The organism is Microlunatus aurantiacus (assembly GCF_039536605.1).
In the GTDB taxonomy this organism is placed as follows: Bacteria; Actinomycetota; Actinomycetes; order Propionibacteriales; family Propionibacteriaceae; genus Microlunatus; species Microlunatus aurantiacus.
Map to the genome: position 1 here is coordinate 154,769 of NZ_BAAAYX010000004.1, position 12,259 is coordinate 167,027.

Genomic DNA, 12,259 nt, shown 5'->3' on the forward strand with positions numbered 1-12,259 from the left:
TTACCCGGTCGGGTCAGCGGCGATGAGCGGTCGATGAGCGCGTGTTGAGCCGATCGTGAGGCCGATCCGGACCCTTGGGGCAACAGGAAGTTCCCTTCTCGTCGCCCTCGTCGGCGCGGCAGCAATCTGGGGGTCAGCACTCATGTCCGTCACCGTTCCCACCTACGTCCACGCCCGGGACCCGATCTCGCAGGCCGGCGTGGTCGCCCAGCTCCGGATGCGCCCGGAGATCAAGATCGTCGACAGCGCCCCGCAGTCAGCGGTCGCGGTGATGATCACCGACACCGTCGACGAGTCCACGACCCGCGAGCTCCGTGCTCTGCGCAAGGACGGGCACCCCAGGCTGATGCTGGTGGCCACGACCATCGACGACGCCGCCCTGGTCGCGGCCGCCGAGGCCGGTGTGGCCGGGCTGCTGCGCCGGGGCGACGCGAGCGCCGACACGATGGTGCGGACCATCGTGAAGGTCGCCTCGGGCGACGGCGAGGTCCCCGCCGACCTGCTCGGCCGGCTGCTCGAGCAGGTCGGTCGGCTGCAGCGTCAGGTCCTGGCGCCGCGCGGTCTCACCTTCACCGGGCTCACCCCGCGGGAGACCGAGGTCCTCCGGCTGGTCGCCGAGGGACTCGACACCAGCGAGATCGCCGCCCGGATGTGCTACAGCGAGCGGACGGTGAAGAATGTGCTGCACGACCTGACCACCCGGCTGCAGCTGAAGAACCGGACCCACGCGGTGGCGTACGCGGTGCGGGAGGGTCTGATCTGAGCGACCACGTCGTCGGCGGGAGGTGATCGGGATCGACCTCATCTGTGAGGCGTGCGGGGAGCCGAACCCACCCGGCACGCAGTTCTGCCGCAACTGCAACGAGTTCCTGGCCTGGGACAAGGCCTCGACCGACTCCCCGCCGTCCACCTCCGGCGGTCCCTCGACGGCCGCGGCCGTCCCGGCGGAGGCCGGCCAGGGTCTGCCGCTCAGCCAGCAGCCCACGGTGTCCCTCCCCGCGGTTTGCCAGCCCGACAGCGAGACGACGCTCGAGCGCCCTTCCGTGGACCAGACCTCGGTGGATCAGGGTCACGGCTACGTCGACCAGACCTACGTCGACCAGACCTACGTCGACCAGACCTACGTCGACCAGGGCTACGTCGACCAGGCACCGACGGAGCTGACGTGCCCGACCTGCGCCACGGTGAACCCACCCACCCGGCGGTACTGCGGGCACTGCGGCTACAGCTTCGTCGCCGCCCACGGGACCGACCCGTACGTGGACTGGAGCGCCTGGACCCCGCAGGCGATGGCGGCCCGGGACCGGGAGGCGGCGCGGGAGTACCGACGGTCGCTGCCGCCGCTCTACCGCTGGCGTCGGGTGATCATCGGGGCGCTCGTCTTCGTGCTCTTCGTCGGCTTCGGAGCTGTGCTGCAGCTCGGCCCGGTCGCGTTGGCCCAGGACGGTTGGCACCGCCTGGCGAAGCAGTACGTGGCCGTCTCCGGCGTGCAGGTGATGGTCAACCCCACGACGGCCTCGGCGCCCGACTCGAGTCCCCAGACCCTGGTCGACAGCTCGAAGCAGGAGTGGACGATGACCTGGGCGCCGACCGGGGCGTCGCCGACGTGCGGAGCGGCTCCCGGCACCGGAACCGTGCTCTTCACCTTCCCCGCCACCCGCATCCGTCAGGTGGTGATCTGGTCCGGGCTGGACGCCGACAACCCCCAGCGGGCGCTGCAGCCGCAGCCGAAGGTGATCGGGATCGGCTTCCCGGACGGCTCGTGCCAGTCGGCCACCCTGAACCAGACCGCCGATCCCCAGCGCATCGCCGTGGACAGCGGCGCTCCGGTCACCCAGCTGCGCCTCGGCATCACCTCGACCTACGACCTGACCCCGGAGATGAAGCCGTTGATCAGTCTGACCGAGGTGTCCCTCCGCTCGTTCCCGGAGTGATGATCATGGAGGATCAGCCTGGGCGGTGACGCACGTCGCCCCGGGCTGGGCGGCGACGATCGACGGACACTGGACATCGGCGTCGGCCTGAGCGGGGAAGGGTCCGAGGAACACCACCCAGGTGCCCTCCGGTGTCGGGGTGGGCACCGGCGGCGGCGTCGTGGTGTAGAGGACGAGGCGGGGGTAGTGGACGCTGTCCAGGTACTTCGCCGGCAGCCCGGCCGCCGTCAGCTGCTGGACGTGGATCTGCACGTCGGACTCCGCCACGGTCTTGGGCAGCACATCGGCCACCGCGATCCACTGCCCCTTCATGATCGGGTCCGTGTTCGGGTCTCCGGGGCTGAACGTCGGGGTCGGTGACGGCGTCGTCGTGGACGGTGTCGGGGTGGGCGACGGGCTCGGCGCGGCGGTCGTCGCCGGGTCGGTGGCGGTCGGCGTCGGCACGGGGGTGGGCGGCGCCGCCGTCGTGGTCGCGCAGACGAGGTCCGACGGTGGTCCGGTGATCTTCGCCCGGGTCACCGCCAGCCGGAAGCAGACCTCCTGCTCGGCCGGCAGACCGACCACGTCGGTGCCGGTGAGGGCCGCATCCAACGGCGAGTTCTTGATCACGTTCTGGGTGGCGGGATCGACCTGCTGGAGGTCGTAACGGTCCGCCAGGGCAACCGGGTCCCACGCCAGCGAGACACTGCTCGGGGTCGTCGTCACCACCCGGAGCACACCCTTGGGCGGCGCGCCGCGGGGATAGAGATCGGGGACCGGCGTCTCCTTGCGGGTCAGCGCGAACCCCACCAGGGCGAGGATCCCGACCAGCAACAGCGTCAGCAGGGTGACGACCCCGCGGGACAGGATCGCCTTCTGGTTCAGGGCGGCGTCGATCACCGGCCGCGACGGATCTCCGTACGGGACGGCCGGTGGCGGCTGCGTACCCCCGTCCAGGGGCTCCCCGATCACCTGGAACGGCACCCGCACCGGGGAGCCGCGCAGGAAGGGGCGCTTGCTCCGCGCCGACAGCCGGACCGTCGCCTGGCCACCGGGCGGGAGATCCACGTACGCGGAACTCAGGTAGAAGCCCAGGGCGTCGTCGGGATCGCGCGCCACCATCTGCAGCTGCGCCTGGGAGTTCCCCCAGTTCTGCAGCTGGATGACGTGCCGGCCGCGCCAGCGGCCCGTGGACGTGACCGGGATGATCTTCGCCTGCAGGCTGTGCAGCTCGCCGATCTCCAGGTCCGCCTCGGCGGCGGCGCTGGTCGTGGCGTCGAGGGTCGACGAAGCCAGCACGCCGAAGGGGAGCATCCCGCTGAGCGCACTGCCGTCGGAGGGCGGGGACAAGATCACCGCGGCCGTCGCGTCCTGTTGCGGGTAGACCGAGACCTCGGGCGGCACCACCTCGGCCCAGGCCGCAGCCGGCCCGAGCACCTGCAGCCAGAAGCCCTCGACCAGGTTGCCCGTGTTGGTGATCGTGACGGTGACCCGGACCTGACCGCCGGGCTGCACGAACGCATGCTCGGTGTCCAGGCTGATCAACGGGTCCGCCACGATCGAATGCTAGGGCCGCCAGGGACGGATGGCGACGCGGCTGCCCGATCGGGCAGTCACCCCTGCCCGGGCCTCACGGGACCAGCGGGTCCTCGGGAGCGGGCGATCCTGCCGCCCCACTCGGGTCCGAGCCGAGCGGTCCGGCGCCGAGCGGGTCCCCGCCGACTGGATCCCCTCCCAGGGGGTTCTCGCCGAGACCTCGGCTCCCCCCGAAAGCCGAACCCAGCGGGTTGCCCCCGAACCGCAGCTCCGCCGCATCGGTGAAGCCGTCCAGATCGCTGTCCACCAACAGCGGGTCCGATCTCGACGTACCCACCTCGTACCCGTCGAGCAGCCCGTCGCCGTCGGTGTCGGCACGGCTCGCGTCGGTCCGAGCCAGTCGTTCGAACACGTCGGTCAGACCATCACCATCGGTGTCCCGACCAGGGTCCAGCGGCTGCCCGCCGCTCGCGTCCGGCGACGTGCCGCCGGTGCCTGCCGCGGGCGCCGCCGGCTCGGTGGGCGCCGCCGGTGGATCGGCCGCCGGTGGGACGTGGTCCCGTCGGTACTCCTCCCAGGTCTGGATGTCCTCGGGTCGCCGGTCGGTGTCCTTGCCGTTCCGCCGCAGGCCGTTCCGGCCGTCGAGGTAGCTGTCGACCTGGCTCGCGGCGAGGCTCGGCAGACCCTTCGTCCCCATCGCGATGCCGTGCCAGTGCTCGCCCCACGGGCCCTGGCTCTCCCGTCGCAACCACGAGGCGAACCCGACGCGGCGCAGAGCCAGACCGATCGTCTCCTTCTGCTCCGCGCTGTAGCTGCGGGTGTACATGTCGAAGGCGCCGGGCCCGTCGTGGGTTCCGCTGGAGGCGTTGACCGAGTGCGAGAACGACCCCTGGGTGAGGTTGAACCGGCCGATGGAGGGATCCTCCTCGTTGGCGAGTCGCTCCGCTTCGGTCAGCATCGCCGCGGTCCGCCGGTCGACCGTCTTGCCGCCGAACTTCACGTGGTCGCCGTCGTCGCCGGCGTCGTCATCGTGCTGGTCGCGCTCAGCTCCGTGGTCCGCTCCGGACGCGAGCGGTTGCTGATCCGTGACGGGGGCCTGATCCGGGACGGGGGGCTGATCCGGGACGGGGGGCTGGTCCGTGACCGGGGGGGCCCCGGTGGCCGGCGCGATCCCGGTGTCCAGCTGGTAGATCTTCAACCGCCGGGCCGAGCCGAGGCCGGTCTTCACCCCCATCAGGTCGCCGTACATGCCCTCCGGCTCCCGATGCCGACCAGGGCCGACGCCGGTGACGTCCTGGGAGCCTGTCTGCTCGCCCGTGGTGAACGAGAAGGAATCCACCCGTCCGGGCTGGTTCGTCTTGCCGGTGAGGACGTAGAGGGCGTCGCCCACGATCGAGAAGCCCTGCCGCTGGCCCGTCGGAGTGACCACCTCCTTGCCGACCTGCTCCCTGGTCTGGAGATCGTAGGCGCGGTAGTGGTTGCCCTTGCGGATCACGGCGAGCCGGTTGGTCGGGTCGATGCTGATGTAGCCCTTCCAGCCCGTCGGCGTCGAGTCGTCGGCGTTGATCGTCGCTCCGGGCTGGTACGGGAACGTGACCACCTCCCCGTCGTTGGTGGCATACACCGTGTTGCCGATTACAGCGAAGGAGGTGGTGTGTGCGGCCCCGACCACCTTCATCTGGTCGAGCGCCTTGCCGCTGCTGTCCAGGCGATGGAAGACCTGGAACTTGTCGCCGGCTCCTGCCTGGGCGAGGTACCAGTGGTCACCCGACTTCACCGCACCCTGCCAGTTGCCGTGGCCGGCCGCGTCCAGGGAAACCACCAGCTTCGGTTCCGCACCGTCGGAGGAGACGCGACCGCCGTTCAGGTCCCGGGCGGGCCCCGGCGACGGCGGACCCTCCGTGGTGGGCCCCGGTTGCTGGGCGGCCGGCGCTTGCTGAGTCTGTTGCGGTGCCGTCGACAAGGAGGCGAGCCGGCGCTGGGAGCCGGCTTCGATGGTCCACCGCGGCACGGTTCCCGAAGCGTCCGCGGTCAAGGGGTCACCCCGCTGGCCCACCTCCAGTCCGTCCGTGAACCCGTCCCGGTCGGTGTCGGTCGACAACGGATCCGTTCCGGAACTCGCCTCGTAGCCGTCCGTGAGACCGTCTCCATCCGAGTCGACGCGCGCGGCATCGGTGCCCACCAAGCGTTCGAACACGTCGGACAGACCGTCGCGGTCCGAGTCTCCGGCCGTACCGCCGATGGTGGGGAATGCGCCTTCCCGGGTCCAGGGCGTCGCACCCGCACCGAACGCACCACCCTGATCGATCTGGTCGTACGACGCCGATGGCGCACCCGGACTCGGTGGCGGAGGTGCCGACCCGTTCCCGGAGCCGCGGCCGACGATGCCCACCTCCTGCTCGACCCTCCCGAGCTGCGTCCGGTAGTCGGTCTGTGCCCCCTGGCCGACGCCGTGGTTCGCGGCCCAGGGGCCCGTGTCACGACCGTGCCGACTGATCTCGAAGGCTGCCCGGGCACTGTTCCTGGGGTCGTCCAGGTCGCCCCAACGGCTGGCGTCGACACCCGGGATCGAGGCGATCCGCCATGGGCCGCCGTCAGACTCCCCCCGAGCGTTCAGCTCACCGGTGCGACCGCCGGACTGCGCGAGGGCGATAGCGGTCCAGGTCACCGCCTGCTGCTCGCCGAAGCCGGCCGCGCGCGCGATGTCGTAGATCTCGCGAACCGTGAGAACGGGCATCCGACGCCCTCCGATGTCATTCAGTCGTGGCGCTGATCGCGGAACCTTCGTCCCCCGGTCGATTCGATTCTATGACCAGGACAGGCGGTGTCGGCCGATCCCGGTCGATCACTAGGATGACCCCCACCGGGAGGGACGAGGGACCACTCCATGTCGTATTCGCTGGGCGTCGATCTGGGCACGACGTTCACGGCCGCCGCGATGGCCGACGGCTCCGGTCCGTCGATGGTCGGTCTCGGCAACAGGGCGCTGCAGATCCCCTCGGTGCTGTTCCTGGACACCGACGGCAGCTTCGTGGTCGGCGAGGCTGCCGAACGTCGCGGGGTCGTCGAGCCGGATCGGGTGGTGCGCGAGTTCAAGCGCCGGTTGGGTGATCACGTACCGCTGCTGGTGGGGGGTTCACCCTTCTCGGCGGAGCTCCTCACCGCCCGGCTGCTGAGCTGGGTGATCATGACCTCCACGGAGCGCCTCGGCGAGGCACCCGAGGCGGTCGTCCTCACCCACCCGGCCAACTGGGGTCCCTTCAAGATGGAGATCTTCGGCCAGGTGGCGACGCTGGCCGATGTCGGTCACGTCCGTTGGGTCCCCGAGCCGGTGGCCGCCGCCGCCCAGTACGCCTCCCGGGCCCGCGTCGAGACGGGCGGGAAGCTCGCGATCTACGATCTCGGGGGCGGCACCTTCGACGTCTGCGTGGTGGAGAAGACCGCCGTGGGCTTCAGCATGCTCGGCAACCCCGACGGCGTCGAGCACCTCGGCGGCGCCGACCTGGACCACGCCCTGTTCGAACGCGTCATGGCGGGCCTGGTCGACCGGATCGGCGGTCTCGACCCCGAGGACCCCGGGCTGGCCGTCGGACTCAGCCGTCTCCGGCGCGACTGCGTCGACGCCAAGGAGGCACTCTCCAGTGACGTGACGACTGTCGTCCCGGTGTCCCTGCCGGGGCTTTCCACGACGGTCAGGGTCACCCGCAGCGAGTTCGAGGAGCTCATCCGACCGGCGCTCCAGGAGACCGTGGCAGCGACGCGGCGGGGTCTGGCCTCGGCCGGGGTCGCACCCGACGACCTCAGCGCCATCGTGCTGATCGGGGGAAGCTCGCGGATCCCGCTGGTCGGGGAGATCCTCCAGCACGAGCTGGGCATCCCGGCCGCCCTGGACACCCATCCCAAGCACGATGTGGCTCTCGGCGCGGCCCGGTTGGGTCGGCTGGGGACCCCCGGCCCGACCGGTTCCGCTACGTCAGCACCGCCGGCCCCAGCACCGCCGACCCTGCCGCCGGCTGGGGCGGCGCCGGTCGCGGTGGCCCCGGTCGAGGTGGCGCCGGTCGGCCCGCCCGCACCTCCGGCCGAGATCGGGGAGCCGGCCTCCTCGGTCGGTACGGCTCCCTCAGCCGATCTCGGCCCTGTCGGGCCTCCGGCCCAGGGGGTCGGCCGCCGCCCGTGGCAGCGGTGGCAGCTCATCGTGGTCGTCTCCGTCGTGGCGGCTGCGCTCCTGACCTGGTTCACCGTGGTGCAGGTCGGGAACTGGCGGGAGCGGAGTGGCTCCGCGTCCGGGCCGCTCGGCACCACCGAGCAGACGTCATCACCGCCCTCGACCGACCAGTCGGCGTCGGGACCCGGCTCGGCCAGTCCCGCGGCTCCGGACAAGCTGCCGCGCTCGGCTCCGCTAGCCGCTTCGCAGCTCGTCGTCCCGATGCAGGTCGGCGGTGACTGGAACCTCTATCTCGCGGATGCCGACACGGCGGCGCCGGTGCGTCCCCTGCGGCAGACGCCCGCCGCCGAGCTCAATCCGGTCCTCTCACCGGACTTCGCCACGATCGCGTACGTGCTCGACGCCGACACCAGCGACAACGTCCGAGTGCTGCACGTGGCGGGCGCGGCGGACGGTGAAGGAGATCGACCCCTGTTCGACCCGGTCCCGTCTGTCTGCTCCGGAACCATGAACCGGCCCGCCTGGAACCCGGCGGACCCGACGGTGCTGGCGATCTCGTGCACGGACTCCGAGGGCGCGTGGGGGCTGTACATCATCCGCACCGACGGCACCGTCCTCCGCGAGGTCACGCAGGGCAACCAGCGTGTCGACGACCCGGCGTTCTCCCCCGACGGCAAACGCCTGGCGTACTGGGCCGGGCCACAGTCGGCGTTCGGCGGCGGCGAGCTCTACGTGGCGAACGCCGACGGTTCCGGCCAGCCGCGGCAGCTCACCACGGCGGTCGTCGCGGGGCAGGACGCCGACCCGACCTGGTCTCCGAACGGACTGACCATCGCCTTCCGCCGCCGGACCGTCGACCAGACCACCGCCGGGAACTTCGACATCTACACCGTCGCCGCGGACGGCTCCGCGAAGCCGAAGGGCCTCGCCGTGTCCGAGGCCGCCGAGCAGGACCCCTCCTGGTCGCGCTTCGGCGACTGGATCGCGTTCAAGAGCAACGCGTCCACCAGCGCCTGGCCCGGCAAGGACGTCCCCCGGGTCTGGATCATGAGCAAAGAGGGCAAGGGTGAGCGAGTGCTGTGGACGGAGGATGCGATCGGTCAGCAGACCGCGCCCGCCTGGAGCCCCCGGTGAGGCGACTACGTGCCGTCGTGAGCCGGCGTCTCCATCCGGCTCTTCGTGAGAACGTCCGCCGTCTGCTGCCGAAGCCACCTCGACGCACAGCGCTGGTCACGATCGTCATCCCGGTCTTCGACGTGGAGAGCTACCTGGCGGAGTGCCTGTCGAGCGTGATTCGCCAGACGTATCGCGAGCTGCAGATCCTCGTCGTCGATGACGGTTCACGAGACGGATCCCTCGCGATCGCTCGGTCGTACGCTCGCTGGGATCGCCGCATCAGCGTGGTGCACCAGGAGAACCGCGGTCTCGGTGCCGCCCGGAACGCAGGTGTCGCCCGGGCACGCGGCACCTACCTCTGTTTCGTCGACTCGGACGACGTGCTTCCGCTGGACGCGATCTCGCGGATGGTGACAGCCATCCTGCGCTCGTCCTCCGACTTCGTCGTCGGTGCGGTCACGCGCCTGTCCGACCAGGGCCAGACCGTCCCGTCCTGGGTCACGAGAGTCCATGCGAGCGACCGCTGGGGTCTGCGGCTCGCTGAGTTCCCCGACGTGTTGACCAACGTGTTCGCCTGGAACAAGCTCTTCGAGCGCTCCTTCTTCGATCGGGTCATCGGCACCTTCCCGGAAGGCGTCCTCTACGAGGACCAGGAACCCATCGCGCTGGCGTACGCCAACGGGACGTTCGACGTGATCAAGGCCTGCACCTACCACTGGCGCGTGCGGTCGGACGGCTCGTCCATCACGCAGCAGAAGGACGAGGTGCAGAATCTGGCCGATCGGCTGCTGGTGCTGTCGCGGGTCCTGCCGGTGATGGCCGGTGCCGGCGGCGACGTCCTGCGGACCTGGCTGGCGAAGACCCTCGCTCTGGATCTCCGTCCCTACCTGGCGGTGGTGCACAGGGTGGACGTCAGCTACTGGCACCGACTCCGATCGGCCGTCACCGAGCTCGCCGACCTCCTCGACCCTGATCTGCTGGGATCCCTGCCCTTCGTGGACAGATACTGCACGCTCGCGCTCCTGGCCGATCGGCGCGACGCCGTGATCGGGATCTTGACCCGCCAGGACGAGTACGGATCCTGCCTTCCGGGTGTCGTCGTCGACGGGGCCGTCACCGTCGACTCGGAGTATCTGGCCGGCCTCGGGTTCACCCCTGAGTCATCGATGCTGCGCCTTTCTCCGGCCGACCTCGGGGTGGTGGCGAAGGTCAGCTCCTGGGAGTGGGCCGGTGATCAGCTCCACCTCGGCGGTTCGGCCTTCGTCGGGAACCTCCCCACCGAACCGCGCTCCGTGAGCCTCCAGGCCGTGGCTCCCGACGGCACGGTCGTCGACCTCCCCACCGTCACTCGTCACGACGTCCAGATCGACGCCGAGTCCAGCAACGCGTGGAACAGCCACGCCTGGGGAGCCTTCACCACGGTCGTCGACACCGGCCGCTTGTCGACGAACACGACCTGGCGCCTCGTCGTCGACGTGTCGTACGGGCACCTCAGCTGGTCGGGAGAGCTGGGCAGGGACTTCCGGGGCGCCGCCGCCGAGGTCCCGATCGCACCGCCGGACGATCGGGGGCGGTGGATGGTCGAGAAGGCCGGTACAGGGCTGAGGCTCCGCTACCGGGCGGCCGCCTGGACCACCGTCGACATCATCGAGATCACCGACTCAGCCGTGACGATCCGCGTCGACGACCCAGGGGTGCGCACCGTCATGGCGGTGGACGGGCTCGGCCGCAGCGCCGTCGAAGCGACCAGGGATCCGACCGGGCGTCCGGGTCGGCTGGTGCTCCGGCTCCCAGACCGACCGGCACCGAGTCGGCAGCGGAGTGAGGACTACCGGCTGCTGGCCGTGACCACTCTGGGCCGCACCACACGCGTCTGCGCAGCCGCTCGCTGCCGACCCCTGGAGCGGAGTCAGCTGAGCGCCGTCACCGAGGCGCCCGATGGATCCCTCGGCCTCCGGCGGTGGTCGTGGTCCGCAGCTGTCCACGACGTGGATCTCCACGACGGCACCATCGTGATCCGCGGTCGCATCGCCCTCCGGGGTGCGGTCCGCGTGGCCGCGGTGCTCGCGGCCGACCGGGAAGAGCATCGAGCAGACGCGTTCGATCTCGACAGGGACGGCGGGCTGTTCACCGCGCGGTTCGCCGCGGACGGGCTCAGCCGACGACGGGGTTTCGTCTTCCGGCTGCGGCTCACCTGGCACGGCGAGGTCATCGACCTCTGGGTGCCCGTCGACCAGGGTCTGTGCCGACGCTTTCCGCTCGACGCCCAAGCGGGTGCGTCGGCGGCCACGTTCACCAGGACGGTCCGGGCCGGAGCACTCTGGGTTCGTCTCCGGCACCCCTACACCCTCGACGAACGTGGAGCACTGGCGCAGCACCACCTCCATCGCCGGCATCAACGGGCCGGCGGCGAGGCGGACCGGCCGGCCGTGCTCTTCGACGTCTTCTCCGGCAGCGCTGTCTCCGACAGCCCGCGCGCGATCTTCGAGGTGCTGAGGGACCGTGACCTCGGCTTCGAGCTGTTCTGGGCGGTCGAGGACGTCTCGATGGAGATCCCGGACGGTGCTCGGCCGCTGCTCCTCAGTTCCCGGCGCTGGTACGAGGTGCTGTCCGAGGCGCGGTTCCTGGTGAACAACCAGCACTTCCCCTTCTACTTCCGCAAGCGCCCGGGCCAGACCTACGTCCAGACGTGGCACGGGACACCCCTGAAACGCCTCGGCAACGACATCGCCTCGCCGCGGCAGTCCAGGCCGTACCTCGCACTCATGCGCCGCGAGGCGACCTACTGGGACTTTCTCCTGGCCCAGAACGACTTCGCCGCAGAGCGGCTACCCAGCGCCCTCGGCTACGTCGGGCCGGTCATCAACGAGGGGTACCCCCGCAACGACGTGCTCACCGGTGACCGAGCGGTGGCCCGGCGGACGGCGGCCAGGAACAAGCTCGGACTCAGGGGCCGGACGATCCTCTACGCACCGACGTGGCGAGACCGGGAGACCGACGGCGGGCAGTACGCCTTCATCGACCACCTGGATCACGGTGAGCTGCGACGCCGGTTCGGCGACAGCGTCACCGTGCTCGTGCGTGGCCATGCGAACACGCGCCACGCGAGGCGCCCCGACGCCGTCGAGCACGTCATCGACGTCACCCAGCACCCCGATGTCAACGAGCTGATCCTGGCTGCCGACGTGCTCGTCACCGACTACTCCTCCCTCATGTTCGACTTCTGCGTCACCGGGAAGCCGATGATCTTCCTGACCCCGGACCTGGCGACCTACCGCGATCAGGTCCGCGGCTTCTACCTGGACTTCGAGCACATCGCCCCCGGGCCGTTCTGCCAGACGACGACGCAGCTGGCCCACCACCTCGATGAGCTCGGCGTGCTCCGGACGACGTACGCCGACCGCTACGACAGCTTCCGCCGCCGGTTCGCCCCACGAGATGACGGTGCGGCCGGCGAACGCGTCGTCGACAGGGTCTGGGGATCGTCTCGGAGTCGTCGAGCAACCGCCTGATCGGGCCGAGGCCGACC

6 protein-coding genes are annotated in these 12,259 nt (G+C 70.6%); 4 read left to right on the forward strand and 2 right to left on the reverse strand.

Annotated elements, in window-relative coordinates; genetic code table 11:
* Positions 1-142 precede the first annotated feature (142 nt).
* The gene (locus tag ABD714_RS08580; protein ID WP_344811899.1) at positions 143-763 is read left to right on the forward strand and encodes a helix-turn-helix transcriptional regulator; all 621 of its coding nucleotides are present in this window, start codon (positions 143-145) and stop codon (positions 761-763) included.
* Positions 764-785: 22 nt separating this feature from the next.
* The gene (locus ABD714_RS08585; protein ID WP_344811900.1) at positions 786-1,934 is read left to right on the forward strand and encodes a zinc ribbon domain-containing protein; all 1,149 of its coding nucleotides are present in this window, start codon (positions 786-788) and stop codon (positions 1,932-1,934) included.
* Positions 1,935-1,937: 3 nt separating this feature from the next.
* Here ABD714_RS08585 and ABD714_RS08590 read toward each other — a convergent pair whose 3' ends face one another.
* On the reverse strand, positions 1,938-3,470 hold the full coding sequence (locus tag ABD714_RS08590) for a fibronectin type III domain-containing protein (protein ID WP_344811901.1): 1,533 nt from the start codon (positions 3,468-3,470) through the stop codon (positions 1,938-1,940).
* Positions 3,471-3,543: 73 nt separating this feature from the next.
* A complete protein-coding gene (locus tag ABD714_RS08595) occupies positions 3,544-6,186 on the reverse strand; it encodes a transglycosylase SLT domain-containing protein (RefSeq protein ID WP_344811902.1) in 2,643 nt (880 codons plus the stop codon).
* A gap of 150 nt (positions 6,187-6,336) precedes the next feature.
* Between ABD714_RS08595 and ABD714_RS08600 the strand changes: the two genes are divergently transcribed.
* Both ABD714_RS08600 and ABD714_RS08605 read left to right on the forward strand, forming a co-directional pair.
* Entirely contained in the window at positions 6,337-8,748 is a 2,412-nt protein-coding gene (locus tag ABD714_RS08600) for an Hsp70 family protein (protein ID WP_344811903.1), read from the forward strand.
* Between the two features lie 17 nt (positions 8,749-8,765).
* Entirely contained in the window at positions 8,766-12,242 is a 3,477-nt protein-coding gene (locus ABD714_RS08605; protein ID WP_344811904.1) for a bifunctional glycosyltransferase/CDP-glycerol:glycerophosphate glycerophosphotransferase, read from the forward strand.
* The last annotated feature ends 17 nt before the right edge of the window (positions 12,243-12,259 follow it).

Excerpts from the sequence above, each read along its gene's own strand:
- ABD714_RS08580 (WP_344811899.1), top strand. The coding sequence starts at position 143 with ATGTCCGTCACCGTTCCCACCTACGTCCACGCCCGGGACCCGATCTCG.
- ABD714_RS08600 (WP_344811903.1), top strand. The coding sequence starts at position 6,337 with ATGTCGTATTCGCTGGGCGTCGATCTGGGCACGACGTTCACGGCCGCC.
- ABD714_RS08595 (WP_344811902.1), bottom strand. The coding sequence starts at position 6,186 with ATGCCCGTTCTCACGGTTCGCGAGATCTACGACATCGCGCGCGCGGCC.